At 66.4% G+C, this 25,763-nt stretch carries 28 protein-coding genes and 1 tRNA gene; 8 read left to right on the top strand and 21 right to left on the bottom strand.

Annotation, left to right across the window (positions count from 1 at the left end; genetic code table 11):
* Positions 1-142 precede the first annotated feature (142 nt).
* A complete protein-coding gene (locus CQW49_RS11620) occupies positions 143-406 on the bottom strand; it encodes a hypothetical protein (RefSeq protein ID WP_003614063.1) in 264 nt (87 codons plus the stop codon).
* Positions 407-960: 554 nt separating this feature from the next.
* On the opposite strand from CQW49_RS11620, the gene CQW49_RS11615 reads away from it, so the two are divergent.
* On the top strand, positions 961-1,959 hold the full coding sequence (locus CQW49_RS11615; RefSeq protein ID WP_003614065.1) for a hypothetical protein: 999 nt from the start codon (positions 961-963) through the stop codon (positions 1,957-1,959).
* Between the two features lie 145 nt (positions 1,960-2,104).
* Here the strand turns inward: CQW49_RS11615 and CQW49_RS11610 are convergent, their stop codons facing one another.
* The 6 genes from CQW49_RS11610 to CQW49_RS11585 form a co-directional block, all read right to left on the bottom strand.
* Positions 2,105-3,016: a heparan-alpha-glucosaminide N-acetyltransferase gene (locus CQW49_RS11610; protein WP_003614067.1), complete on the bottom strand. Its 912-nt coding sequence runs from the start codon at positions 3,014-3,016 to the stop codon at positions 2,105-2,107.
* A gap of 10 nt (positions 3,017-3,026) precedes the next feature.
* Positions 3,027-4,016 (bottom strand): hypothetical protein, encoded by a 990-nt coding sequence (locus CQW49_RS11605; RefSeq protein WP_003614069.1) that lies wholly within the window; start codon positions 4,014-4,016, stop codon positions 3,027-3,029.
* A gap of 39 nt (positions 4,017-4,055) precedes the next feature.
* Entirely contained in the window at positions 4,056-5,903 is a 1,848-nt protein-coding gene (locus tag CQW49_RS11600; protein WP_024749754.1) for a hypothetical protein, read from the bottom strand.
* The gene (locus tag CQW49_RS11595) at positions 5,900-6,343 is read right to left on the bottom strand and encodes a GtrA family protein (protein ID WP_003614239.1); all 444 of its coding nucleotides are present in this window, start codon (positions 6,341-6,343) and stop codon (positions 5,900-5,902) included. The genes CQW49_RS11600 and CQW49_RS11595 overlap by 4 nt, the downstream gene beginning before the upstream one ends.
* Positions 6,344-7,843 carry an NAD(P)/FAD-dependent oxidoreductase gene (locus CQW49_RS11590; protein WP_003614241.1) on the bottom strand — a complete coding sequence of 500 codons (1,500 nt, stop codon included), beginning with the start codon at positions 7,841-7,843 and terminating at the stop codon, positions 6,344-6,346.
* Between the two features lie 100 nt (positions 7,844-7,943).
* On the bottom strand, positions 7,944-8,867 hold the full coding sequence (locus CQW49_RS11585; RefSeq protein ID WP_003614242.1) for a 50S ribosomal protein L11 methyltransferase: 924 nt from the start codon (positions 8,865-8,867) through the stop codon (positions 7,944-7,946).
* A gap of 274 nt (positions 8,868-9,141) precedes the next feature.
* On the opposite strand from CQW49_RS11585, the gene CQW49_RS11580 reads away from it, so the two are divergent.
* From CQW49_RS11580 to CQW49_RS11570, 3 genes are all read left to right on the top strand, one after another.
* Positions 9,142-10,362, top strand: a complete 1,221-nt coding sequence (locus tag CQW49_RS11580; protein WP_003614244.1) for a beta-ketoacyl-[acyl-carrier-protein] synthase family protein — start codon at positions 9,142-9,144, stop codon at positions 10,360-10,362.
* A gap of 58 nt (positions 10,363-10,420) precedes the next feature.
* Positions 10,421-10,497, top strand: a tRNA-Arg gene (locus CQW49_RS11575).
* Positions 10,498-10,643: 146 nt separating this feature from the next.
* Positions 10,644-11,369, top strand: coding sequence for a class I SAM-dependent methyltransferase (locus CQW49_RS11570; RefSeq protein ID WP_003614246.1), 726 nt, complete (start codon positions 10,644-10,646; stop codon positions 11,367-11,369).
* A 145-nt stretch (positions 11,370-11,514) separates the two neighbouring features.
* Here the strand turns inward: CQW49_RS11570 and CQW49_RS11565 are convergent, their stop codons facing one another.
* Together CQW49_RS11565 and CQW49_RS11560 are read right to left on the bottom strand one after the other, a co-directional pair.
* Positions 11,515-12,216, bottom strand: a complete 702-nt coding sequence (locus CQW49_RS11565; RefSeq protein WP_003614248.1) for a pyridoxamine 5'-phosphate oxidase family protein — start codon at positions 12,214-12,216, stop codon at positions 11,515-11,517.
* A gap of 68 nt (positions 12,217-12,284) precedes the next feature.
* Positions 12,285-12,749 carry a nuclear transport factor 2 family protein gene (locus CQW49_RS11560; RefSeq protein ID WP_003614250.1) on the bottom strand — a complete coding sequence of 155 codons (465 nt, stop codon included), beginning with the start codon at positions 12,747-12,749 and terminating at the stop codon, positions 12,285-12,287.
* A 127-nt stretch (positions 12,750-12,876) separates the two neighbouring features.
* Here CQW49_RS11560 and CQW49_RS11555 point away from each other — a divergent pair, with 127 nt between their 5' ends.
* Complete coding sequence (locus CQW49_RS11555; RefSeq protein ID WP_003614252.1) at positions 12,877-13,776, top strand: LysR family transcriptional regulator; 900 nt, start codon at positions 12,877-12,879, stop codon at positions 13,774-13,776.
* A 78-nt stretch (positions 13,777-13,854) separates the two neighbouring features.
* Here the strand turns inward: CQW49_RS11555 and CQW49_RS11550 are convergent, their stop codons facing one another.
* Positions 13,855-14,760, bottom strand: coding sequence for a LysR family transcriptional regulator (locus tag CQW49_RS11550; RefSeq protein WP_040567272.1), 906 nt, complete (start codon positions 14,758-14,760; stop codon positions 13,855-13,857).
* A gap of 90 nt (positions 14,761-14,850) precedes the next feature.
* On the opposite strand from CQW49_RS11550, the gene CQW49_RS11545 reads away from it, so the two are divergent.
* Entirely contained in the window at positions 14,851-15,345 is a 495-nt protein-coding gene (locus CQW49_RS11545) for a DUF4260 domain-containing protein (RefSeq protein WP_003614257.1), read from the top strand.
* A 232-nt stretch (positions 15,346-15,577) separates the two neighbouring features.
* On the opposite strand, the gene bufA2 is transcribed toward CQW49_RS11545, so the two are convergent.
* The 9 genes from bufA2 to CQW49_RS11485 form a co-directional block, all read right to left on the bottom strand.
* Complete coding sequence (bufA2, locus tag CQW49_RS11535; protein ID WP_003614259.1) at positions 15,578-15,844, bottom strand: BufA2 family periplasmic bufferin-type metallophore; 267 nt, start codon at positions 15,842-15,844, stop codon at positions 15,578-15,580.
* Between the two features lie 828 nt (positions 15,845-16,672).
* On the bottom strand, positions 16,673-17,713 hold the full coding sequence (arsB, locus tag CQW49_RS11525) for an ACR3 family arsenite efflux transporter (RefSeq protein WP_024749757.1): 1,041 nt from the start codon (positions 17,711-17,713) through the stop codon (positions 16,673-16,675).
* An 88-nt stretch (positions 17,714-17,801) separates the two neighbouring features.
* Complete coding sequence (arsA, locus tag CQW49_RS11520; RefSeq protein WP_003614264.1) at positions 17,802-19,571, bottom strand: arsenical pump-driving ATPase; 1,770 nt, start codon at positions 19,569-19,571, stop codon at positions 17,802-17,804.
* A gap of 10 nt (positions 19,572-19,581) precedes the next feature.
* A complete protein-coding gene (arsD, locus tag CQW49_RS11515; protein WP_003614266.1) occupies positions 19,582-19,938 on the bottom strand; it encodes an arsenite efflux transporter metallochaperone ArsD in 357 nt (118 codons plus the stop codon).
* A gap of 18 nt (positions 19,939-19,956) precedes the next feature.
* The gene (gene arsC, locus CQW49_RS11510) at positions 19,957-20,394 is read right to left on the bottom strand and encodes an arsenate reductase (glutaredoxin) (protein ID WP_003614267.1); all 438 of its coding nucleotides are present in this window, start codon (positions 20,392-20,394) and stop codon (positions 19,957-19,959) included.
* Entirely contained in the window at positions 20,391-20,903 is a 513-nt protein-coding gene (locus tag CQW49_RS11505) for an ArsI/CadI family heavy metal resistance metalloenzyme (protein ID WP_003614269.1), read from the bottom strand. The genes arsC and CQW49_RS11505 overlap by 4 nt, the downstream gene beginning before the upstream one ends.
* The gene (locus tag CQW49_RS11500; protein ID WP_003614270.1) at positions 20,900-21,244 is read right to left on the bottom strand and encodes an ArsR/SmtB family transcription factor; all 345 of its coding nucleotides are present in this window, start codon (positions 21,242-21,244) and stop codon (positions 20,900-20,902) included. Before CQW49_RS11500 ends, CQW49_RS11505 begins: the two co-directional genes overlap by 4 nt.
* Positions 21,245-21,387: 143 nt before the next feature.
* Positions 21,388-21,720 (bottom strand): sensor histidine kinase, encoded by a 333-nt coding sequence (locus CQW49_RS26345; RefSeq protein ID WP_081735707.1) that lies wholly within the window; start codon positions 21,718-21,720, stop codon positions 21,388-21,390.
* Positions 21,721-22,321: 601 nt separating this feature from the next.
* Positions 22,322-22,933, bottom strand: coding sequence for a helix-turn-helix domain-containing protein (locus tag CQW49_RS11485; RefSeq protein ID WP_003614275.1), 612 nt, complete (start codon positions 22,931-22,933; stop codon positions 22,322-22,324).
* A gap of 147 nt (positions 22,934-23,080) precedes the next feature.
* Between CQW49_RS11485 and CQW49_RS11480 the strand changes: the two genes are divergently transcribed.
* Both CQW49_RS11480 and epsC read left to right on the top strand, forming a co-directional pair.
* Positions 23,081-23,581 (top strand): GlcG/HbpS family heme-binding protein, encoded by a 501-nt coding sequence (locus CQW49_RS11480; RefSeq protein ID WP_003614277.1) that lies wholly within the window; start codon positions 23,081-23,083, stop codon positions 23,579-23,581.
* Entirely contained in the window at positions 23,578-24,522 is a 945-nt protein-coding gene (gene epsC / locus CQW49_RS11475) for a serine O-acetyltransferase EpsC (RefSeq protein WP_003614279.1), read from the top strand. Before CQW49_RS11480 ends, epsC begins: the two co-directional genes overlap by 4 nt.
* A gap of 140 nt (positions 24,523-24,662) precedes the next feature.
* On the opposite strand, the gene minE is transcribed toward epsC, so the two are convergent.
* Both minE and minD read right to left on the bottom strand, forming a co-directional pair.
* Entirely contained in the window at positions 24,663-24,938 is a 276-nt protein-coding gene (minE, locus tag CQW49_RS11470; protein WP_003614281.1) for a cell division topological specificity factor MinE, read from the bottom strand.
* A complete protein-coding gene (gene minD, locus CQW49_RS11465; protein WP_003614282.1) occupies positions 24,935-25,750 on the bottom strand; it encodes a septum site-determining protein MinD in 816 nt (271 codons plus the stop codon). The genes minE and minD overlap by 4 nt, the downstream gene beginning before the upstream one ends.
* Positions 25,751-25,763 lie beyond the last annotated feature (13 nt).

Genomic DNA, 25,763 nt, shown 5'->3' with positions numbered 1-25,763 from the left:
CGAATCGGCCGGCCCGCCGGGGCGAAAACGACCCCAAACTATAGGCGCGCGCCAGCAATGCAAATGGGCGGCGCCCACTCCTCCTCTCGCGTTGCGGGCGGACGCGCCGGCCTTCGTCGGCGCAACGCGATCCGCCCGTGGATCAGCAGCCGCATTTGGCTTCGCAGGACTTCTTCTCGATCTTGGCCTTGTCGATGCTGGCGTTATAGGCCTGCGTCGCCTTGATCCAGACTTCGTCGCAGGACTCCATGCAGCGGGCCTGCTGGTCGTCTTTGTTCATATCGCAGCTCGTCTTTTGGACGAGGCGGGGCGAGACGCTTCCGATGTCGCGCCCGTGGGAAGGGGCGGCGCCGGCGTTCGCGGCGGCGAAAACCAAGGCGGCGGAGAGCATGAGGCGTGTCATCATGTTCGAGTTCCTCCAGTTGCGACGAATAGATTCCGGCGACCCATGACGGCGCCGTCGAGCGGTCGCGACCGGACCGCCTTCAGCGCCTGCGGGGTGCGCCAAGACGGCCCGATCGGCCGAGGTCGCGCCTCGACGCCGAAGATGACGCCACTCGATCGAGACGCGACGTCCCGGACACGCACACTCGCTCGCTGTTTGTTTTTTTGGCCGCCGAGAGGGTGAGTGCGGCGGCTGCGCCGAGCATGCGTTTCTTTCAACGACGAATCGCCGACAGGGCGTTCGACGACACATCGTGATACGATGAAATAAATATCGTATCACGACATTTTTGGCAAGCCGCAGGTTGCGGCGGGGTCGTCCTGTCGGGAACGCCACGCGACGAACGGCTCGCGTCGATCAATTGGAGAAGAGAGAGGACCACGTATGGCGCGCCTCGATCGCCGCGCGCTGAAGCTTGATCTTGCTGTCATCGGCTCTATCCATACTCGGAGCCGCCAATCCCACGCAAAGCCTCTGCTGCTTCCGCCATTCGGCGGGGAAAGGGATCGTCTCGCATGTATCTCTCACCGACTTATTTGCTCGATCTCGGCCTTCGAACCATCGCCGACAACCCCTTCTTCGGTCCGGATCGTCTACGGCTCGCCGAGGGCGAGAGCGATTTCCGCCTGCTCGACGGCGCCGAGGGCCTCGTCGTCACCCTCGGCCCCCAGAGCGCTTTCTTCGATCGCCCCAATCGTTCGGTCTGCCGCTGGCCCGGCGTGAAGACCATTCCGCGGCAGAGTCCGCATCCTCTGCCGAAGCGCTCGCCGCTCGCCCATGAAGCGCGGGCGTTCCTGCAAATCTTCTGCGGGGGCGGCGACGTGCGGCTCAATCGCGTCGTCGCCATCGCCCGTCAGCGGCAGATTCTGCTGTCGGCCGGCGACGGCAATGTGGTCGAGAAGATCGACCTCGCCGAGCTCGCGCGCGAAGGCGCGCCGTCGCTGAAGTTCCTGCAGCCGGCCTATCTCTGCTCCTCGGCCGATGTGGCGATCCGCTCCGTCCCCTGCGACGCCTCCACGATGAGCTGGGCGCGCGCGCCTTACGTCTACTCGACCGGCGCGCTCGACGAGCGCTCGCCCTTCGCGGTGCTCTGCCTCTCCGGCCGCACCATGGTGTGGCGCGAGCGGCTGGCGCCGGGCGAGAGCCGCGATTTCGCTCTCGGCAATGTGATCGCCGCCACCGCCAATATCGACTCGAAGCTGCGTCCGACCAGCCGCTGCCATCCGGACGACGAGGACGTCGGGAAGCTCCCCGCCGCCGGCGCCGCTTCGGATGGCGAGACCGGCCTGCGCGCGACCTGGGGCGAATGGATCGCCGCGACGGGAATTCTGCTGGAGTCGATCCGCGCGCGCGAGGGCGTGCTCGTCTGCGAGATGACCAACCGCTCGCAGGCGGCGGCCTATGTCTATGCGCAGCTCAACAAGGGCTCGCTCTATGGCGGCTCGGGCTTCGTCGGCTTGCTGGTGAAGCTCGTTTCGGCCTTCTTCCGGCTGTCGCATCTATCGCCGCGCTAATTCGACTGCAACGCGAGAGCTGGGGCCGTCATTGCGAGCGGAGCGAAGCAATCCAGCGCCGCGGGGCGACCCCTTTCTTGCTTCGTCGCTGCGCTCGTCGCGATGACGGCGGCCCGGCTTTTCGTGACGCAGTCGAACGATCGACCTAGCGCGAGACGCAGGCGCGGGCGACGGCGTCGATCCGGCTCCGCCTCTCGGCCTCGCTCGCGGCGCCGACGAGCGCGTCCTGCCGCTCGATCTCGCGCGCCGTGCAGTCGCAGGCGTTGCGGCATGTCTCCGCGCGCGCGCCCGAGACGACGCATTGCGCGACGCAGGCCTCGACGAAGCTCGCCGGCCGCTCCTGCGGCAGAAGCAATGCGAGCGCGGAAAAGCCGGCGAACAGCGCCGGCTGATGGAGCAGATAGAGCGCGAGGCTGTGGCGTCCGAGCCAGCCGAAGCCGCGCATCGCCGCGCCCGGCCGCGTCGCGGCGGGCGCGGCGCCCGCCTCCCATCGCGCCAGCTTCGCCGCGCCGAGACCGAAGAGCAGAACGCCCGCCCAGGGCGTGAGCGGACGATAATCATTGGTCAGAGGCTCGAAGGTCGAGAGCCCGCTCCACCACCACAAGGGCGCGTCGAAGAAAGAGCCGCTCGCGACCAGAGGCGCGGCGACGAGCGCCGCCCCGGCGACGAGCGCCGCCGGCGCCGACAGAAACAGAAACGGCAGAGCGACGAGGCTCGCCGCGGCGATGCAATGCAGAATGCCGAAGAACACGAAGCTCGAAGGAAAAGCGATCGCGGTCGCGGCGGTGACCAGCAGCGCCGCCCCGGCGATCAGCGCGAGCCGGCGCCAATAGGCGCGCGGGCGAAAGACCCGATGCGCCAGAGCGAGCGAGACGCCAGCGACGAACAGAAAGGTCACGGCGATGGCGTGGCCGAACAGCTTGAACGCCGACGTAAAGGGAATGCCGGGATCGATGTAATGAAAATGGCCGAGATCCCAGGTCAGATGAAAGACGATCATCGCGACGACGGCGAGGCCGCGCGCGACATCGAGCGCGAGGAGCCGCGGCCGCGTCATCGGACCGCCGTCATTTGCCGCTCGCCGTCGTCGCCGCGGCGCGGAAACGACCGAACACCATGTCCGGCGCCGAGAGATTGTGCCGCGAGGGCATGTGCCGGCCGACCCAGATTTCTGTCGCCGGCGCGCCGCGAAAGCCGATCACCGGCGATTCCTGCCAGCCATTGCCGCGCTTGGCGCGCCAGGCGACCAGAGCGGCGTCGCTCATCGACTGCGTCGTGTACATCGAGCGCAGCGAGGCGAAGGGCAGATTGTCCGGCATGGCGTCGCTATAGGAGACATCGAGCACGATGCGGTCTTGATCGATCGAGGCGATTCGCAGCCGCGCCTCGCCGCCGCGCTTGAAGCTCAGCGTGAAGCTGCGCGTCTGCGGATCGAAGATGACGGACTGCAGCGCGACGATCGGGCGCTCCTGCGTCTCGACGGGCCCGATGAGGAAGGACGAGCCATAGGCGGTCCAGCGCATGTCCTCGAAGGGCAGGGGCCGTGCGCGCCAATAGCCGTCCGGCGGATAGAAGACGAGGATCTCCTCGGCGCGCTCGCGATAGAGCATCCACAATTGCACGAGGTGAAAGCCCTTCTCGACCCGGTCGCCGACGCGTATCGGCACGTCGTTCGGCCGCCAGAAAGAGGGGAAGGTGTAGCCGACCAGCCAGAACTCCGGCGTCTCCCAGAAGGTGAGGCGGCGCGCGTCGGCGGCGAATTTCGGATCATGCGAGAGATCGCAGCTCGTCCAGTCGGGCGCCCAGCGATCGGAGCCGATCATGCCGATATAGGAGGGATGGATCGCCTGCACGCGCATGGCGCGCACGCGCGGCGAGACGAAATCGAGCTCGATATTGTCCTTCTCGGCGCAGAGCTCCGGCGCGGATTTGTTCTCGATCCGTACTTGCAGATCGTCCTCCGCCTCGTGCGGAGCTTCGGCGAAGGCGCTCTTCGTGAGCGCGAGGCCCGACGCGGCGACGAGCAGGCGGCGGCGGTCGATGGGACGGGACAGCATGGGATTCCTGTGCGGGCGGACCAGAATGAGGGCGCGATCTTATTGCGCCGGCCGCAAGGCGAAAACACGGACGGGCGTCGCGCCGAGCGGAATTTCCGCGAGCCCTGCCGGCGTCTCGCCGCGCGCCAGCGCCGCCGCGAGGCCGGCGCGCGCTTGCAGCGCCTCGGCGGTCTCGCCGCCGCCGCACCACAGCAGCAGATCGGCCCCGGCCGCGCGCAGCAGCGCCTCGGCTTCGGCCGGCGGCGCGAGAAAGGCGTCGACGACGATGCGGCCGCCGTGATTGTCGCGGTGATAGGGCGCGGCGAACACCGAATGCGGCGTGAAGGCGAGGAGATGCGCGCCCATATCGATCGGCGCGGCGATGCGCGCCGGCGCGAGCGTGGCGAGCGGCGCCAGCGCGGCGCTCTCGAGGCAGGCGCGGCCATTGGGCTTCGGCGCCGCCTCGCGATCCGAATGCAGGGCCAGCGCGAGCCCCATGGGCGAGACCGCGAGCGCGGCGACGGTGGCGGCGAGACCGCGCAGCAGCGCCGAGGCGCGCAGCGTCCGCGTCGCCGCCGCGATGGCGCAAGCGAGCGCGACCATGGCGAGCGGCGTCACCGATGAGACGACGCGAATCTGCCACAGCGCCGCAGCGAAGCCGGTGACGATCGTCGCGGCCAGAACCGCCCAGCGCCGGCGGGCGACGCCTTGCGCGCGAAAGGCGAGGGCGAGCGCCGCGGCGAGGCCGGCGAGCACGGGCGCGGCGGTCGCCGCCAACGTCGCCGGATCATCGGCGACGGCGAGCAACGGCTTGGCCTCGGTCACATGCGAAAGCCACAGATCGCGCAGCAGCGGATCGAGCACGCCGAGCGGATGACCGAAGCACTGCGGCGCCGTCAGCTGGATCGTCGCCAGCGCCATCGCGCCGACGAGGGCGACGCCGACGGCGCGGGCCTTCGCCGTGACGAGGCGCGGCGAAGCGAGCGCGAGCGCGCCGAGGCCCGCAGCGCCGAGCAGCACTGGGCAGAGCTGCGCGGCCGAAAAGGCGTCGCAGGTGAAGAGCGCATAGCGCGATGGCGCGACGACCGCTGCGAAGCACAGCGGAAAGAAGAACAGCAGCCCGAGCGCGAAGCAGAGGATGCGCGTCTTCGCGCGCGCCCCCTCCTGCACGAAGAGCAGCGCGACCGCGGCGATTAGCACGATGAAGAAGGGCAGGTTCTCGAGGCTGACGGCGCAGGAGAGCGCCATGGAGGCGGCGGCGATGAAGAGCGCGCGCGGCGTCGCGGGATCGAAGCCTCTCGACGCGAGGCCGATCGTCGCCATCAGCAGCAGAATCTGCGGCGCATGATGATCGATGCGTCCCGGCGCGAATTGCCCGAAGCCGGGAGCGGAGAGGAAGATCAGCCAGACGGCGAGGAAGGCGGCGGCATTTTGCGACCCGCGAGGCTCGCGCTCCAGTGCGGCTGTGGACCGCGAGCCTTCAGGCTCGCCTCGCAGCGCGCGCGCGGTCCACGCCGCGAGCGCGAGCAGCGCGATGAGGCAGATGAGCGGAAAGGCGAGGCGTGTCGCCCGCTCGGCCGTCTCGGGCGAGAGAAACAGGCCGAAGAAGAGATCGAGCGCGGCGAGCGGAACATCGACGATCCGCGTCCAATGCATGAAGACCGCGGCGGGCGGATCGACGCGATAGGCGTTCATGTCGAACCAAGACTGGCCGGCGAGCCAATCGCGCACTTGCACGGCGCGCATGGCGTCGTCGGAATCATAGAACTCGCCGGCGCTCCACACCGCGCGGGCGCGGGGGAGGGTGAGCAGCGCCGAGCCGAGCGCGGCGGCGACGATCGCCGGCCACAGCGGAAAGCGCGCGACCCGCGCGCGTGGCGCCGCCTGCTCGAACGCCGCGGCGCTCACGCAGACGCGCGCGCCCGCAGCGCGGGTCGCGAGAACAAGAGGCCGCGGCGCACGACGAAATTGAACAGGAAGACGAAGCCCGAGGTCGGTAGCTTCGCGAGCTCCGGCACGAGCCCGAAATATTCGATGAACAGATGCATCAAGGTTTCGGTGATCAGCAGGCCGGCGAGGCCGATGGCCATGAAGGCGGAGAATTCGAGGCTCGGCCGCACGCTGCGCCGATCCTCGAACACGAACCAGATGCTGAGCAGATAGACGAGCGCGAGGCCGCTCGAGAAGCCGATGGCCGCGGCGATCGGATAAGAGAGGCCGAAGGCGCGATGGCAGGTGAGCAGCAGCGAATAATCCAGCGCCAGCGCCGCGACGCTGGCGAGGCCATATTTGAAGAGGTCGCCGATCACACGCGGAACGGCGCCCGAAAGGGTGACGAGCGCGCGCATTCAGGCGACCCTTTTCGGCGTGAGACGCTCGCTGGCGAGCGCTTCCTGCGCGCCGGAGACGCCCTGCTCGGTATATTCGGCGTCCTCGTTCACGCCCCAGACGTCATAGACGGCGCGGCCGGCGACGATGTTGAGCGCGGTCAGCATGCCGGTCATCATCGCATGATCCTGATTATTGTATTTGTGCATGCCGTTGCGGCCGATCGGATGCAGCGTCGGAAAGCGCGTCGCGATCTCGAGCCTTACCGCCTTCACATTCTCCGCATAGCTCTCGTCATAGACGGGATAGGCCTTGGGCTGGCGCACGACGCAGGCGTCATAGACATCCGCTGCGTTCATCAGACCGATCTTGCCGATCTCCGCCTTGGCGAGCGCGACGAGATCCGCATCCGCCGCGTTCCACAGCCCATCGCCCTCGAAGCAGAAATATTCGAGGCCGAGACAGGTGGAGACGCCGTCGGCGATCATCTCCGGCGACCAGGATTTGAAATTCTGCACGCGTCCGACCTTCACCGACGGGTCGTGAATATAGACCCAATTATCGGGCAGCTCCTTCTGCGGCCGGCCGATCAGCACGACGGTGAGGAAGTCGCGATAAGAGAGCGCGCGCGCGTTGAACAGCGACAGCGGCTTGGGCTCGATCGCATTCATCACCTCGCGCAGCGGCGCCGAGGAGAGGATGTGCCGCGCGCGATGGCTTTCCTTCGTCCCGTCGGCGCAGGCGACCGAGACGGTCCACAGGCGCGCGCTCTCGTCATAGGCGAGCGCCTCGACCTTGCGGCCCATCAGCAGCCGCCCGCCGAGCTTCTGCATCTTGCGCGCGGCGGCCTCCCACATCATGCCGGGCCCGCGGCGCGGATAGCGGAAGGATTCGATCAGCGTCTTCGCCGCGCCGGCGGAGGCGACGCGCTTGCCGCGGCGCAGCGAGCGCTTCAGCCCGTCGATCACCGCGGCGCCGAGGCTCAATCCCTTGATGCGCTGCGCCGCCCAATCGGCGGAGATGTCGTCGCAGCTCATGCCCCACACCTTCTCGGTGTAGGTCTTGAAGAAGATGCCGAACAGGCGCTCGCCGAACTGATTGCGCACCCATTGATGGAAGGAGCGCGGCTCCTGCACCGGAAAGGCCTTGGCGTAGGCGTAGGAGGCGACGCAGAGCGCGCTCTCGACGACGCCGAGATTCTTCAAAGCCTCGAAGGCCTTCAGCGGATAGGCGTAGAATTTCTCGCGATAATAGATGCGCGAGAGGCGCGGCCGGTCGAGAAAATCATCAGGAAGGAGCTCGTTCCAGAGATCGACGATCTCCTTCGACTTCGAAAAAAAGCGATGTCCGCCGATGTCGAACAGAAAGCCCTTGTGGCTCGCAGTGCGGCTGATGCCGCCGACATAGGTCTCGTCCTGCTCGAGGACGAGGACGTCGCGGCCGTGCTTGGCCAGCGTATAGGCGCCCGTGAGCCCGGCAGGCCCGGCGCCGATGACGATCGTTTCGATGATCTCGTCCATGTCGGCCCTGAGAAAACGCACACGCCGGTCCGGCGGCCGCGCGATGAAGCGAAGCTCCCGGTGCGTAGGGGCACTATGGCGAGGGGTGGTTAATTCGCTGTTACGCTCGCGCCGGGCGAGCCGCCGCTCCGCCGCGGCGCAGGATCAGCGTCGCCCAGCCGTCGATGTCGCGTCGCCGCGCCAGCGCGAAGCCCTGCGCGCGATAGGCGGCGAGCACGCCGGCGACGTCGCGGGCGAGGAGGCCCGAGAGGACCAGCTCCGCCTCGTCGGCGGCGACGGACGCGAGCGAAGGCGCGAGCAGGCGCAAGGGTCTCGCCAGAATATTGGCGAGGATGAGATCGTAGCGCGCCGGCGAAAGGCTCGGGTGGCGCACGCCGAGCGCGATCACCGGCCGCGCGAGCGCGCCGACGCCATTGGCGCGAGCGTTCTCGCGCGCCACGGCGACGGCGACCGGGTCGGCGTCGCCACAGGCGACGCGCGCCCGCAAGAGCCGCGCGGCGGCGATGGCGAGCACGCCGGTGCCCGTGCCGACATCGAGAACGGCGGCCGGCCGGCGGCGATTGCAGATATCGGCGAGGGCGCGCAGGCAGCCGAGCGTGGTGCCGTGATGGCCGGTGCCGAAGGCGAGCGCCGCCTCGATCTCGAGGCCGATGTCATTGACGGCGACGGCGGCGCGATCATGGGCGCCATGCACGAGAAAGCGCCCGGCGCGCACCGGCTTCAGTCCCGCGAGCGAGGCGCCGACCCAGTCTTTCTGCGAAATTTCGAAGAATTGCGCCGCGGCCGCGACCTCCGCGCCGGCCGCCGCGGCGATCAGCGCGCGCACGCCGGCTTCATCGGGCGCGGCGGCGAAGAACACCTCCACCGCCCAGGCGGCGCCGTCCGGCTCCTCGAAAGCGGCGGCGGCGGTCTCGGCCGGATCGAAGGTCTCGACGAGAAGATCGGCGACGGCGCGGGCGCGCGTCTCGCTGGTGACGAGGCGCAGGCCATGGCTGGCGTTGTTGGGCGGGAGTCCTTCGAGCATGTCGGGCGCTCGGAGCTTATCCGATCCGATCGGAAAAGCCCCGACATTCTTTCGTTTGAGCGAATTCTGATCGATCGAACGTTCGATCGGAAAGCGCTCTAGCACGGGCGCGCGGCGTCGTCATCCCGTCGGGCGCGTGTGGCCGATTGCCGCGCTCCTTTCCGGGGAAAATGCGGCCGCGCGCTTGCATGAGCCGCCGCAGGCGGTCAAAACGGGTTATCGTCGGCTCGGCCGGCCGGTCGGCCATCAGGCTGGGGCGAACGAGAGCGTTGCAATGGCGGAGACGAACCAGAGGCGCGTGGTGATTGCGGGAATGGGGGCGGTGTCGGCGGCCGGGCTCGGCGCGCAGACCTTGTGGGCCGCCGCGCGCGAGGGGCGCAGCCAGATCCGCCCGCTGAAGCTGGAGCGGCCCTATGGCGGCCGCATCAAGATCGCCGCCCAGGTTCCCGATTTCGATCCTCTCGCCCATCTCGAGCCGGAGATTCTGCCCTTCTGCGATCCGTTCACCCAATATGCGGTGACCGCCGCCGACGAGGCGATGGCGCAGGCGGGCTTCGCCCGCAAGGACATCGCCGGGCCGCGCACCGCGGTTGTCATCGGCAGCGGCATCGGCGGCTCCAAGACCATCGACGACGAGGCCTATAAAGCCTATGCGCTGAACGAGCGCGCCGATCCGCTGACGGTGCCGCGGCTGATCCCCTCCGCCGCGCCGACCATGCTCGGCATGCGCTTTTCCTGCAACGGCCCGACCTTCACCATCGCGAGCGCCTGCTCCTCGGCGACACAGGCGATCGGCGTCGGCCTGCAGCTCGTGCGCTCGGGGGCGGTCGACCGGGCCATCGTCGGAGGCGCCGAGGCCGCGGTCATCAACGGCTCGCTCCGCACCTGGGAGGTGCTGCGCGTGCTGACGCCGGACCTCTGCCGGCCCTTCTCGATCGGCCGCAACGGCATGACGCTCGGCGAGGGCGCCGCCGTGTTCGTGCTGGAGACGCTGGCGGCGGCCGAGGCGCGCGGCCATGAGCCTTTGTGCGAGCTCGCCGGCTATGGGACGACCAGCGACGCTTTCGACCCGCTGCGCCCCAATGTCGAGGGTCCCTCCACCGCCATGGCGCAGGCGCTCGCCGACGCCGGGCTCGAGCCCGACGACGTCGATTATCTCAACGCCCATGGCACCGGCACCTACGCCAACGACATCACCGAATCGGAAGCGATCCTGCGCGTCTTCGGCGAGCGCGGCCGCAGCTTGCCAGTGTCCTCGACCAAGCCCATCCATGGCCATGCGCTGGGCGCGAGCGGCGGGCTCGAGCTCGTCTCGACCATCTTCGCGATGCAGGAGGGAATCGCGCCGCCGACGATCAATTTCAAAGGGCCCGACCCCAAATGCCCGATCGACCCGGTGGCGCACGAGGCGCGCCGCACGCCGATCCGGGCGGCCATGTCGAATTCCTTCGCCTTCGGCGGGATCAATGCGGTTCTGGTGGTGAAACGACTCTGACGCGACGTCGCGATTGCGAATGACGCGCGCTCGAGGTAGTGAGAGAGAGCGTATCGCTGCACCCGTAGCTCAGCTGGATAGAGCGCCACCCTCCGAAGGTGGAGGCCGCACGTTCGAATCGTGCCGGGTGCGCCAAAATCTCAGCCTATCACGCCGTCACTTTTTCGGGGGCGCTGGAGAGTTGCCGGTCGCCTGGCCGGTGCTGAGAGCCGATCGCCTTGATCCACCGTTCCAGCTTCCTGCATCAGAGATGCGAAGAAAACGTCTTCAAAAAGGGCATCATGAACGAGGATCCTCGAGCGCATCTACCGTTCTCAAACCCGGCCTTCGTGTCGGACTATGCCAGCGAGACGCTTCGCAAGGTGCCGGGCTTGGCGGATTTACATCGCATGGCGATGCTCCTTCTGAGCGAGAGGGCGCCCGAGGCCGCCAAAATCCTCGTCGTCGGGGCGGGCGGCGGGGCAGAATTGAAGGCGCTGGCAGAAGCGCAATCGGCCTGGACTTTCATCGGTGTCGATCCCTCGGCCGAGATGCTCGAACTGGCCCGCCGGACCATCGAGCCGTTCGGGGATCGCGCTGAATTGTTGCAAGGCTACATCGACAGTGTGCCTTCGGGGCCGTTCGACGGCGCAACATGCCTGCTCACATTGCATTTCTTGGCAAAGTCGGAGCGGCTTTGGACGCTGAAGGAGATTCATCGGCGGCTTCGAGCAGGTGGATTTCTGGTGGTGGCGCACCATAGCTCCGCGGACGATGGTAACGCAGAACGCTGGCTGGCGAGGTCGGTGGCGTTTGCCGATCGCAGCGGCGTCGATCCGGCGAAAGCGGCCGCGTCTGCCGCCTCGATGGCCGCGCGGCTGCCTGTCGTGCCGGCTGCTGAAGACGAGGCGCTGCTGCGTGAGGCCGGCTTCGTCGACCTTGCGCTTTTCTATGCCGGCTTCTCGTTCCGCGGTTGGGTCGCCTCAGCGAGCGGAGCTGCTTCGGAGATTACAAAGGCTCCGCAATGATATAGCCGTTCTCGGTTTCATCTTCACGGGCGCCGTTCCTGAACACTATAGGCGCCGACCGCCGTCGAATGGCGAGCCGGAGGCGACGCTCCGGGAGCCTGTGGCTGTCGACCCGCTGTTCGCTTTCATCGCCGAGAGATGAAATTCAGCGCCGCAACTGTTCCACCAGCGCTTCGAGCTCGGCGATGCGCCGATCCCGCTTCGCTAGCAGATCGTCGACCTCGTCGGCGTCGATCTTGCGGGGAATGTGCTGAGGGCAGTTGGCGTCCCAGACCGACACCCTGAACAAAAGCACGCGCTCGGGCGACGCCGCATAGCCGTCTGGCGTCACGGATCGGAGCAAGGCGTCGTCTCCTTCCACCATCGAGGCCTCGCCCCAGATCTTGATGCGGCGGCGGTTCGCATAGTCCATCAGAAAAATGAACGCCTTGCGGCTCTCGAGCAGATTGCCTTGCGAGATGAACTGACGGTTGCCTCTGAAATCGGCCATCGCCAATATGTGCTCGTCGATCGGCCTGAGGAAGCCGCGCGGCCCGCCGCGGTGCTGGATATAGGGTTGTCCTTCGGCGTTCACGGTCGCGAGGTAGAAGCTGTTCTGCCGAGCGATGAACGCCGCCAGTTGCGGGGTGATGCGGTTCTGCCAGCCGTGCGTCTCCATTTTGGCGTAGGCGTCGCGCGAGCCATTGCGGCGCTGGAGCTGCTTCACCGTCTCGGTGAAGGCGATGTCGCTGTTGGGGCTTCGATTGTCCATGATCGATTCCTTCGCGGAGTCGAGGGAGCGGGCGCAGCAGTCGACGAGGCTGTAGCTTTGGTCGAGATAGCGCGACAGTTCGAGCGCGCCTCGCATTTGCCGATCGTTTCCGAAGCGGGCCTTCAGGCGCGCTCTTGTCCACCAGCGTCGGAGTCCGCTCCCCGTCAGAGGCCGAGATCGCTCAAGCCCGGATGATCGTCCGGACGTCTGCCGAGCGGCCAATGAAATTTCCGATCGGCGGCGGAGATCGGAACGTCGTTGATGCTGGCGATGCGCAGGCGCATGAGTCCCTGCTCGTCGAACTCCCAATTTTCATTGCCGTAAGAGCGAAACCAATTCCCGCTGTCGTCACGCCATTCATAGGCGAAGCGGACGGCGATCCGATTCTCGCGGAACGCCCATAGCTCCTTGATGAGCCGATACTCCAGCTCTCGCGACCATTTGCGCTCGAGAAAGGCCTCGATCGAATCGCGGCCGACGATGAATTCGGCGCGATTGCGCCAGCGGCTGTCGATCGAATAGGCCTGCGCGACGCGCTGCGGATCGCGACTGTTCCAGGCGTCCTCGGCGAGGCGCAGTTTCTGGGCGGCGGTTTCGGCGGTGAAAGGCGGCAGCGGCGGTCTCGTCATGATTTCCTCCTCCGATCGGCGCAGGCGAACGAGGCGTCTTGCCTGTCGCTCGGAAAATGATAGATGGCGACCGAAACGATAATCGCCTTTCCCGGCACGACATCGTTGCGGCGGGCGCAGCAATCCGATGGACCGCTTCGACACGATCACGGCCTTCATCGCGGTCGTCGACCACAAGGGCTTCGCGCCGGCGGCTCGAAGCCTCGGCGTCTCGGCGTCGCTGGTGACGCGCCTCGTCGCCGCGCTCGAGGAGCGGCTCGGCGTGCGGCTTCTGCAGCGAACGACCCGCTCCGTCGGCCTGACGGATGCGGGCGCGCGCTTTCTCGAGCGCGCCCGGCGGATCGTCGCCGATCTCGAGGAGGCCGAGCGCGTCGCGGAGAACGAGCGCAGCGCGCCGAGAGGACGGCTGAGCCTGTCCGCGCCGCTGATGTTCGGTCGCATGCATATAGGGCCGCTGATCGGCCGTTATATGAACGCGCATCCGCAGCTTTCGGTCGAGCTATCGCTCTCTGACCGCTTCGTCGATCTCGTCGAGGAAGGATTCGATCTCGCTCTGCGCATCGGCCATTTGTCCGATTCGGCGCTGGTCGCGCGCAGAATGGGGGCGACGCGGCGGGTCGTCGTCGGCTCTCCGGCCTATCTCGAGGCGAGAGGCGCGCCGACGACGCCGGCCGATCTCGAGCGGCATCGGCTGATTTCCTGCACATCCCTGACCTCGGCCGGCCGCTGGCGCTTCTGGTCGGACGGCGAACGCTTCGACATCGACGCGGCGCCCGCCTATGTGACGAATAGCGCCGAGGCGGCGATCTGGCATGCGGAGAACAATGGCGGACTGACCATCGCAGCCGGCTATCAGATCATCGAGCTGGTCCGCGCCGGGAGGCTCGCAGTCGTGCTCGTCGATTATGAGCCGACGCCGCTGCCGATCCATTTCGTCTATCCGAGCGCAAGGCTGCTGTCGGCGAAAGTGCGATCGCTGATCGACCTCGCGGCGCGCGAATGCGAATGGACTTTTGTCGATTTCTGATGCTCGCCCGCCGAGGCGGCCGGGCGAATCTATCCCGTCACCGTCGCTCGAGGCGCCGCGCGAAAGGCGTTTCGAGCATCACACGACGCCGATTCGGCTGAAGCGCTTCAGCCCGGGCTTCAGCGCTTTCATGGTCGCCGCGATCCGCGGAACGCCGATGAGCTGGGGATGCACGGCCAGCCACAGCTCCATGTCGAGCTTCAATTCCGGCAGCATGCGGATGAGATCGGGCGTCCGCAGCGCGAGCGGCGCCTGTATGAAGCCCATGCCGAGGCCCGCGCGCACGGCGGCGAGATGAGCGAGATCATCATCGGACCGGATATGAAAATCCTCGCGCTTCGCCTCGACGCCGAGAGGCTCCATCGCCTCGATGATCGCCGTCTTGCGGTCGTAGCCGATCATCCAGCCGGAGGCGACAGCTTCGGCGAGCGTCGCGGGAACATTCGGCAGAGAATCGACAAGCGACTTCGTGGCGAAGAGGCCGATCTCGACGCCGGCGATATGTTGGGCGATCAGATTTTTCTGGCGCGGGCGCGTCATGCGCAAGGCGATATCCGCATCGCCGCGCAAAATATCCTCGATGCGGTTGCTCGGATGAATCTCGAAGGAAAGGCGTGGATGGCGGCTTCGCAGCGGCGCGAGCAGTCGAGGGAGAACCTCCACCGCTACGACGTCGCTCGCGGTCAAGCGCACGACCCCGGCGAGCTCGTCGCGCTCCGATAAGGCGCGGCGAAGGAGAGCGCGGCTCGACGCTTCCATGGCTTCGGCGACCGGTCGCAGGTCGAGCGCGACGGCGGTCGGCTCGAGGCCGGACGGCGAGCGTGTGAACAAAGGCGTCTTCAGCCTTGTCTCGAGCGCCTCGAGATGGCGACGGATGGTCGGATGCGACACGCGCAGCGCCCGCGCGGCGCCGGCGAGGCTGCCTTCCCGAACAATCGCCAGAAAGCTCCGCCAAAGCGTCCAGTCGATGTCTGCTTCGATCATGACGAAATCGTACAACGAAGAGACGGGATTGTTCAATTCCATTGATGCGCTCGCGCGCCGATCCTATCGGCGCTTCGATGGAGTTGAAACATGGCCACCGCTGAATCATCGCCTGAACTCCTGCTTTCGCAACGCGCCGTGTCGCTCGGCGTGACGACGGGCGCCGTCCGGCTGCTGCTGCGCCTCGAAGGGGGCGTCGTGCTCGCCGCGGCGATCGGCGCATATGACTTCCTCGGCGGCGGCTCGCGAATGTTCGTTCTTCTGCTTCTCGTTCCCGACCTTTCGATCGCCGCATATTTCTTTGGACGAAAGGCTGGGGCTTTCGCCTACAACGCCATTCACAGCTATCTGGGGCCAGCGCTGCTCGTCGCGGCAGCGTGGCGTCTCGACGCTTCGCCGACGTTCCTTCTGATCGCTGCGATCTGGGCCGCGCATATCGGCCTCGACCGCCTGCTCGGCTTCGGCCTGAAATATCCGGTGGGATTCGACTTCACTCATCTCGGCGCGCCTGCGACTTCTCGCTTCGCCCGACGCGAATCCGCCGACGATATAGCCGGCGACGCGTCCGCGCTCGAGCGTCGGTAATTCGCGGCGGCAGGGCGGACGCCATGTCGCCCAGAAGCTCGGCAAGACGACCTTCCCGCGAAGCATGCGTCGACGCGTCGAAGGTCGAGCGCGCGCGAAGACGCAGCCTCCGCGCGTCAGAGCGCCCTTTGACGCGCACGACTCTTCGTCTCGGCAAAGAGCCGGCGACATATGCCGCCGGCTCGGCCACGAAGCGGTCGAGCCGAACATCCCTTCGACCGCGCAGGATCATTTACATCTCTGCGACCGTTCCGCCCTTGGCCTCGCAGGCCTTCGCCGATTTCGCGGAAATCCACCCCTGTCCCTTGCAGGAGTTCATACCCTTGCAGGAGTTGCTCGCGGTCTTGCACGCGCTCATTCCTTTGCAGGAATTGACGCCAGCGCAATGAACCGGCTTTCGCGCGGCCTTGGCGAGCGCGGCGCTCGGCGCGGCGCCATTCAGCGCGAGCGCGATCGTCGCCGCGGCGAGCGCCGCGCCGGACACGACTTTGGTCTTCATCGAGATCTCCTTGATAATTCGTCCGTCGATCGAACGTGTCGGGTCCAGATTGGACCGCAGATCATTCTTCGCTTCCGGGGCCGGCACGGTTACACGCAAGGAGAAGATTGTTCGCCTGCTACGTGTCGCCGCCCCAACGAGGCTCGATCTATGCCGGAATCATCAGCGGTCAGCGCGTCATTGGCGGCGCGCTGAGCTTCAATTTTCTCGCCTTTCAGGACAGTGGGCGCGGGCGTCGAATGGGCGCTCTCGCCCGATTGGTCGGTCGAGAGCGACCATCTGCGCTATGATCTCGGTCCGAACCGCCTCTTTCAACACGCCATGACGGCGTCGGCGCGTTTCGACGGCAATCTGATCCACGCCGGCGCCAATCGCCATTTCGATCTGTTCGCGCCGGCGCCTGTGAGCGAAGAGCGGCGACGCGGCCAAGCCGAGGCGGCCGCTTTGGTCAGGCGAAGGGCGCCGCCTTGGCGTCGAGTGAGCCCGGAACCACGATAAAACCCGACTCATCGTGCTGAGGCGCGAGCGGTCATGGGCCGATGGGTCGGCGAAGAGCAGAGGCGCCGCAAAATTAGGCGGCGGAGGAGGAGTCTCGCCGCGCAGCTTGGCTGAGCCCGCGATCGCCAGATACAGCCACCATGCATGTCTTCGTTCCGCCGGGATCAGATACCAGCAATTGTCTCCCCGCGGATCGAATGTCGCGCTCGGCATGCTCCTCTTCCTTTCTCATGGAGGACCGCCGCAAAGGTCGCGGAGCAATCATCGGGCCGGGGGCGCGTTTCCTCCTATGCGATAACTGAGGCTGCGGCCGCGAGCGGCGATGGCTGCTCAGGCGCGTCGGGCCACGCCAGCGCCTTCGTACCATGCGCGCGAGCGGCGGACGATATGGACGACGGAGAGCATGACCGGAACCTCGACCAGCACGCCGACGACGGTCGCGAGCGCGGCGCCCGACCGGAAGCCGAAGAGGGCGATGGCCGTCGCGACCGCCAGCTCGAAGAAATTGCTGGCGCCGATCAGCGCCGAAGGGCCGGCGACGCACCAGTCGACGCCGAGGCGGCGATTGAGGAGATAGGCGAGGCCGGCGTTGAAATAGACCTGGATCAGGATCGGCGTCGCCAAAAGCGCGATGACGAGGGGCTGACGCATGATCTCCTCGCCCTGCAGGCCGAACAGAATGATAAGAGTGAGCAGCAAAGCGACGAGCGAGAGCGGGCCGAGCACGCGCAGCGTCGCGGCCAGCGCCGCCGCGCCGCCCTTCGCCAGCAGCGCGCGCCGCCAGAGCTGCGATGCGATCACCGGCGCGACGATATAGAGGCCGACCGACAGCAGCAGCGTGCCCCATGGCACGGTGATGGACGACAGGCCGAGCAGCAGAGCGACGAGCGGCGCGAAGGCGACGATCATGATCGTGTCGTTGAGCGCGACTTGCGACAAAGTGAAATGCGGCTCGCCGTCGACGAGATTGGACCAGACGAACACCATCGCCGTGCAAGGCGCCGCCGCCAGCAGAATGAGGCCGGCGATATAGGCGTCGATCTGGTCGGCCGGCAGAAAGGGCCGGAACAGATGCGCGATGAACAGCCAGCCGAGCAGCGCCATAGAGAACGGCTTGACGAGCCAATTGATGCCGACCGTGACGGCGATGCCCCGCCAATGCTCGCGTACCTGGCCGAGCGCGGCGAGGTCGATCTTCAACAGCATGGGGATGATCATCAGCCACACGAGCGCCGCGACAGGCAAGTTCACTTGCGCCAGCGTCGCCGCGCCGATGGCGTGGAAGACGGAAGGCGTCGCCTGGCCGAGCGCGATTCCGACGATGATGCAGAGCGCGACCCATAGGGTCAGATAGCGCTCGAAGACGCCCATGGCGGGCGCTGCGGATGCTTTGCTTCGATCCGGCGCCGTGGCGGCCGGAGTTGCGCGCAGTTCCATCGGACTTCCTCTCGGTGAAATATCAGGCTGTGGCGATTGTGCGGCCCGCCAATTCCAGAAGGCGAGAAACGCCGACCGGCTCTTCCTTCAGCAGCGGGACGATCGCAAAGCGCCGCGCATGCGTGGCGGCGACGGCGGCGATCTCGCGTATTTCGTTGCGGGCGCGCTGACGCAGCAGCGGCGACTGCGGGCGCGCGGCGGCCACGCTATTGTTGATGATCCACGCCCAAGGCTCTATTCCGGCGCGCCGCAGATCGGCCTGCAGGCCGGCCGCCTCCAGAACAGGCGTCGTCTCGGCGAGCGTCGCCAGCAAAACCTTGGTCTGCTTTGGATTCTGCAATTGCATCATCGGCGTCGTGTAATGCGCGCCTTTGGCGTCCAATTGGCGCGCGACCTCGCGATGATAGGCGCCGGTCGCGTCCAGCAGCAGCAGAGTATGGCCGGTCGGCGCCGTGTCCATCACCACGAAGCTCTCGCCCGCCTCGCGGATGATGCGCGAGAAGGCCTGAAACACGGCGATCTCCTCGGTGCAAGGCGAGCGCAAATCTTCTTCCAGAAGCGCGCGGCCGGCGGCGTCGAGCTCGGCGCCCTTGGCGGCTAAAATCTCGCGACGATAGCGCTCCGTTTCCGCATGCGGATCGATGCGGCTCACTGTGAGATGCTCCAATGATCCATGGAGCGTTTCGGCAAGATGCGCGGCCGGATCGGAGGTGGTGAGATGCACGGGCAGGCCGCGGCGCGCGAGCTCCACCGCGACGGCGGCGGCGAGAGTCGTCTTGCCGACTCCGCCCTTGCCCATCAGCATCACGAGGCCGTGACCATCCGCCGCTATTGCGTCGACCAGATCACCGAGGCTCGACGCGTCGAGCGCGATCGGCTCGTCCTCGCTCGCGTTCGCCGGCGATGGCGTTGCGACGAGCAATTGCCGCAAGGCGTCCAGGCCGACAAGATTGAACGGCCTGAGCGCGACGCGATCGCAAGGCAAAGCGGCGAGCTCGGCGGGAAGCGCGCGCAACGCCGCCTGCTCGCGCTCATAGATGGCGGCGGCGAGTCGATCCTGCTTCGCCTCCTCTTCCGGCAGCAGGCCGTTGATGATGAGATATTGCTGCGCAATGCCGATCGCCGCCAGCTCCTTATGCGTGCGGGCGACTTCGGTCAGCGTGGAGCGCTGCGCGCGGGCGACGAGCACGAGGCGCGTGCGCGCGGCGTCGGCCAAGGCCTCGACGGCGCGGCCATATTGCGCACGCTGCTTGTCCAGCCCCGCCAGCGGCCCGAGGCAAGAGGCGTCGCCCTTGCCGGAGTCGAGAAAGCCGCTCCATGCGCCGGGCAATTGCAGCAGGCGGATCGTGTGCCCCGTCGGCGCGGTGTCGAAGACGATGTGATCGTAAGTCGCGGTGAGCGCGGAATCGACCAGCAGCGCGGTGAATTCGTCGAAAGCGGCGATCTCCGTCGTGCAGGCGCCCGATAATTGTTCCTCTATCCCTTTCACCACAGCGTCCGGAAGCAGGCCGCGCACCGGGCCGACGATGCGGTCGCGATAGGCCTGCGCAGCGGCCTGCGGATCGATCTCCAGCGCCGACAGGCCCGGCGCGCCGGGAATGTCGGTCATCCGATTGCCGATAATCGTTCCGAACACCTGCGCCACATTGGACGCCGGATCGGTGCTGACCAGAAGCACGCGGCGGCCGGCCTCGGCGAGCGCGATCGCGGTCGCGCAGGCGATCGACGTCTTGCCGACCCCGCCTTTGCCGGTGAAGAACAGGAAACGCGGCGGCCGCTCGAGGAATTTCATCTGGGGGCCTTCAGCAGCTGCCGCCGCCGCAGCATCCGCTCGGCTTCGCCTCCGTCGCGGTCTCGACGAGGCCGGCCCAGCGCGCGAGCTCGCTGCGGCTCGGATAGCGCCCGGCGAGCGCCACCTCGCCCGAAACGAGCACCAGCGGCAGCGCCTCCTGTCCGGAACGCTCCAGAAAGCCTTTCACGATCGCATTCTCGGCGAAGGCGAGCGGCTGCTGCGCCAGATTGAATCGCTCGATGCGAGCGCCGTTCTGCTTCGCCCAATCGGCGTCGGCGGCGAAATTCACCAGCGCCTGATCGACATCGGTCCCGCACACGCCGGTGCTGCAGCAAAGGGCCGGGTCATAGATTTCGATTGCCGTCACATTCGTCTCCCTCGATTGTTATGCCGTCGCCACGCGCCGGCCGGCGGAATCGACGATGAGCTCGCCGTCCTCCTTGTAAAACGCGCCGCGCTGCGGCAGCGGCAGAATGTCCAGAACCGCCTCCGACGGCCGGCACAGCTTCACGCCCATGGAGGTGACGACGATCGGCCGATTGATGAGGATCGGATGCGCCATCATCGCATCGAGCAACGCCTCGTCGGTCCGCGTCGGATCGCCGAGGCCGAGCTCTTGAAAAGGCGTGCCCTTCTCGCGCAGCAGCGCCCGCGTCGATATCCCCATTCGCGCGATCAGCTGCGCCAGCAGCGCCCGCGTCGGCGGCGTCTTCAGATATTCGATCACATGCGGCTCTATGCCGGCGTTGCGGATGAGGCCGAGCGTGTTGCGCGACGTGCCGCAATCGGGATTGTGATAGATGATCACATCGGGCGCGCTCATGCGGGCTCCTTCGCGCCGCAGCAGGGCGCCTGTGCGGAAAGCTCCGGTTTCGGCGGACAGCATTCGCCTTGCGGCGTCGTCGGCGCGCAGCAGGCGCCAGCCTCGCCCTTCAACGCGTCCAGCGCTGGATCTCCGCCATAGATCGGGCTTTCGCCCGTCGTGAGGAAGGTCTCCCACATCAGCCCTTGCGGATCGGCGATCCAGGATTTTTCTGAACGCGCATAGCAGCAGGTGGTCGCGCCCTCTTCATAGACGCGTCCGCCGGCCTGCTTCAGGCGTCCATAGACGTCTTGCAGCTCATCCGTGGTTTCGACCTGAATGCCGAGATGCTCCAATCCGAGGCTCGACCCGCCTCGCGCCGAAATGGCGAAGTTCACGCGCGGATCGTCGAGCATCCATTTGGCGTAATCGGGCTTCTCGACCGTCGGCGCGGCGGCGAACAGCGCGCTGTAGAAATGGATGGATCGCGGCAGGTCGTCGACGGAGACATGCAGATGCAGGCGCTTCATGGGACCCTCTCGGTCTGGCAGGTCGTATCGGCTTCTGTGACGCAGCAAGCGGCGGCGTCGCCCTTGCAGCAATTCTCCGTCAGATAGGCGAGCAGCGCGTTCATGACGGGATAGGCGGCCGAATAGATCAAGGAGCGACCCTCACGGCGGAAGGTCACGAGATCGGCGTGCTTGAGCTGATTGAGGTGGAAAGACAGCGTCGTCGAAGGAAGCCCGAGCCGCTCGCTGATTTTTCCTGCGGGCAGCCCTGCGGGCCCGGCCTGCATCAGAAGCCGAAAGATTTCGAGGCGCGACTCGTGTGCGAGGGCGACGAGAGCTGTGATCGCGGATAGCTTTTCCATATTTCCAATATAATTGAAATATTGTCGGCGTCAAGGTCGGCTGATAGGGGGCGCAAGCACCGACCCGTGACCCTCAGCCGCCCCGAAATCCCCCACCGCGGATTTCCTGCGCGTCGGCGACGGTTGCGCGCTGGCCAAGGACATCAACCTGGCGGCGACAACGGCCTGGAAGCCTGCTCGGCCGGCAGGAAATGTATCGAAAGCTCCGCGCCTCCACCTGAGCGATTTCCGACCGTGACGAATCCGCCGTGCGCCTCGGCGATGCGCTTTACGATCGAGAGGCCCAGTCCGGCGCCGCCCCGCCGTCGCCGCTGGAAACGTTCGAATATCCGCTCGCGCTCAGCGATCGGAACGCCCTCGCCCCGATCTATGATGCTGGCCGACCCGTCTATTCCGACAAGGATCTCGGCATCCGTTCCCCTTGGCGTGTGATTGAGTGCGTTCTCGACCAAATTACGAATGGCCAGACGCAGCATTTCCGGGTTGGCTTTGATCCAGACCGGCCCTTCTGCGCCGCTCTACGCGACGGCTTTTTCCTGCGCCAACGCAATTGGCGCAATGAATTCTGCGACTTCAGCGCAGACCTGTCGCAGATCGGCCTGCTCGTCGGATCAATGACAACCGCCTCCACCTCAGCGGCGTCGAGGAGCTGGCCGACCACACGGGTCATCCCTTCGACGTCACGTTTCAAGGTTTCCACAGCCAGGAAATTGACGGTCTCGCCGGAGGCGATGGAGAAGTTCTGCCAATTGATGATGGCGCTATTGGTCGACTGCGCGACATTGGTGACGCTGCCGGCGGAGGAGATCGTCGCCGCGCCATCCACCACGACGCCGCCCGTCGGATTGGCGGAGGCGAAGCGCGGAACAGCGAACACAGCCGCGATCGCGGTCATTGTCGTGAGAGACGCTCGCAGCTATATGCGGCAACCGGAATCAGAGGTTGTCGCATGCAGGTTTCGTTGCTGGAGATTTCGGACCATCGTCGCCGGGAAGGCAAGCGGTTCGATCTTTCGACCGTGCTGCACGCGATCGTCGCTATGGTCGCCGGCGCATTGATCTCGTCCCCAGCCGCGAGTCAATCCTCGTCGCTCGCCTCGGCGTAGGACATGACCAGATAGATGGTTGCGGGCACGACTCCGAGATTGCGATAGCTGTGCGGCACATCGGCGAGGAAATCGATGGCGTCGCCCTCGTCCAGCTGCGCCGCCGGCTCGCGTCCGACGACGATCTCGACCGATCCGCGCGCGACGACCAGATTCTCCTTCGTGCCGGGCGCATGGGCCTCCGAGCGCTCGATGTGCTTGGGCGCGATGGTGAGATGGTAGAATTCGACCGGGCGCCTGGAATCATATGGGTAGAGAGCGCGCGAGACGAATGCGCCGCCGACGGATTCGACCGATTGCGGCTCGCTCTTGCGAATGACCAGCAGGTCGCCTCGCTCCTTCGACGCGACGAGGCTGCCGAAGGGAACGCCGAGCGCATTGGCGATTCGCCACAAATGGCCGACGGAGGGAGCCTGGCGGCCTGCGGCGATACGCGCGATCTCATCGGCGTCGACGCCGCTCACTTCCGCGAGGCGTGTCAAAGACCGTCCGCGTCGATTGAGCAGTCGCTCGAGTCGTTCCGCGACGATGCGGGAGAGCCGCTCGGGGGAGGGCCGTGAGCGCTTGATGAGGGTAGGTTCCATCGATAAATCCTCTCGTCTGAGTCGGTCTTCAGCCGAGCGCTTGCCTAAGATGCGCGTCATTCTCGAGCATGACACATAATCATATCCTTGCAATAGATATATTAAGTGCTAGCATGCCCGCATCCCTCGAAAATGGATGGATCGACCATGAAGCTCGTCCTCGTCTCCCGTCTCGTTCTCGTCTCGATGGTCGCCGTTGCGGCGGCTGCGCCGACGGCGCGGGCCGATCTGCCGGCGCATAAATTTCTCCCCGTCGCCGCCGCTCTCTCGATCGCGCAAGGCGCCTATGACGCCTGCATTCAGCAAGGCCATCGCGTTTCGGTCACAGTCGTCGGAGGGGAGGGGCAGACGATCGTCGCTCTTCGCGGCGACGGCGCTTCGCCGCATACTCTGGAAAACAGCCAGCGCAAGGCCTACACCTCGCGCACCTTCCGCGCGCCGTCGGGCGACATCGCTCAGCGCGTGAAGGACAATCCCGGTCTCGGCCTCGTCCATCTCACGGGCGTCGTCGCCATTCAGGGCGCGCTGCCGATCAAGGTCGGCGACGAGATCATTGGCGCGGTCGGCGTCTCCGGCGCGCCGGGCGGCGAGAAGGACGAGGTCTGCGCCAAGGCCGGCATCGACAAGATCGCGGATCAATTGAAATGAACGCCCGATTCGGCGATGCTCGGGACGCCGTCGAGGCGCGCGACGCGGCGGTCGACGAGGTGGTCGACGCGCTGCGCGCCTTGCGCAAGACGTCGCAAAAGAGCCGCTACAAGAGCAGCGCTCTGCCCGAGCTGCCGTCGCGCGCCGCGGTCGTCGACATCGTCGCCGATCTGGTGGCCATTCTCTATCCGCGCCATTTTGGCCCTTCGCATCTCACCATCGAGACTGTCGACGGCTTCGTGGCGGCGACGTTGAAACGGACGATGCATTCGCTCGGCGAGCAGATCGGCAAGGAATTGCGCCTGTTCGCCGACGCGGACGCCGGCGGGAGGCGGGAGGCGGACACGCAGCGGATCGCCGACGCCTTTCTCGGCGCTCTGCCGCGCGTGCGCTCGTTGCTCGACACCGACATACGCGCCGCCTTCGAGGGCGATCCTGCGGCGCGCAGCCTCGACGAGATCGTATTCTGTTATCCGGGAATCGCCGCCGTTACCCGCCATCGTCTTGCGCACGAGCTCTATTGTTTGGGCGCGCCCATGCTCGCGCGCATCATCGCCGAGATCTCGCATTCCGAGACGGGCATCGACATTCATCCGGGCGCCGACATCGAATCGAGCTTCTTCATCGATCACGGCGCCGGCGTCGTGATCGGCGAGACGGCGCGCATCGGCAAGCGTGTGCGGCTCTATCAGGGCGTCACGCTCGGGGCGAAGCGCTTCGAGGCGGATGCGAGCGGCGCTCTCGTCAAAGGCCGGCCGCGTCATCCGATCGTCGAGGACGATGTGGTGATCTATGCCGGCGCGACGGTCCTCGGGCGCATCACCATCGGCAAGGGCTCCTCGATCGGAGGCAATGTCTGGCTGACGCACAGCGTCGCGCCGGGAAGCAACATCACCCAGGCGCGCGCCATCGAGATTTTCGACAATGGTGGCGGAATATGAGATTTCGACTGTGACGTCGCTCTGCTCACATTCCGCTCGCGGCCGAGGCGCAGACAGCGCCTCCGCTCACGGGGGGCCAGGCGCTTTCGAGCCGATGCGCCCGGCGTCAGACGTGAAAAGCCGAAAATAGAGCGCGGCGCTTACGCCGCTTCGCCGATGTCGGTGCGCTTCATCGCCGCGTCGATCTCTATGTCGATCTCGAGCAGGGAGACCTTGTCGCGCTCGCGCAGATTGACTTCCACGCGCTCGGGATCGATCGCGATGTGCTTCGACACCGCGGCGAGCACTTCCTTGTGCAGCAGCGCCACGAGATTGGCGTTGCAGACCGAGGCGCGCTCATGCGCGAGGAGAATCTGCAGCCGCTCGCGCGCGACTGGCGCCGAGGCGCGACGATCGAGGAACTTGAATAAATTCATGCCGCCCTCCGGCCGAACAGACGCACCAAGAGTCCTTTCTTGTCGACGGGAATGTCCATCGGCACATCGACGCCGCAGAGGCGCCGCGCCGCATCCATATAGGCGCGCGCCGGCGCGCTCGTCGTCGTGTGCAGCGTCACCGGGCTGCCGACATTGGAGGCGCGCAGCACATCCTCGCTCTCGGGAATGATGCCGATGAGCGGGATCGACAAAATCTCCAGCACGTCGTCGACATGCAGCATCTCGCCGCGGGCGGCGCGGCCCGGGTCGTAGCGCGTGAGCAGCAGATGCTTGTCGAGGCGCTCGCCGCGCTCGGCGCGCTCGGTCTTGGCGTCGAGCAGGCCGATGATGCGATCCGAATCGCGCACCGAGGAGATTTCCGGATTGGCGACGACGACGGCGACGTCGGCGAAGCGCATCGCCAGCGTCGCGCCACGCTCGATGCCGGCAGGGCTGTCGCAGACGATCCAGTCGAAACGCTCGCGCAATTCGTCGATCACGCGGCGCACGCCCTCCTCGGTGAGCGCGTCCTTGTCGCGCGTCTGCGAGGCGGCGAGCAGATGCAGCGTGTCGACGCGCTTGTCGCGGATCAGGGCCTGATGCAGCTTGGCGTCGCCATTGGCGACATTGATGAGATCATAGACGACGCGCCGCTCGGCGCCCATCACCAGATCGAGATTGCGCAGGCCGACGTCGAAATCGACGACGGCGACCTTGTGATTCGACTGAGCGAGCGCCGCGCCGAGCGCCGCGGTCGTCGTCGTCTTGCCGACGCCGCCCTTGCCGGATGTGACTACCAGTATTTTTGCCATTCGCCGTCCTCCC

This window comes from Methylosinus trichosporium OB3b (assembly GCF_002752655.1).
GTDB classification, from domain to species: domain Bacteria; phylum Pseudomonadota; class Alphaproteobacteria; order Rhizobiales; family Beijerinckiaceae; genus Methylosinus; species Methylosinus trichosporium.
The sequence above is the reverse complement of the archived record's forward strand: the minus strand, read 5'-3'. Positions and strand labels throughout refer to the sequence as shown.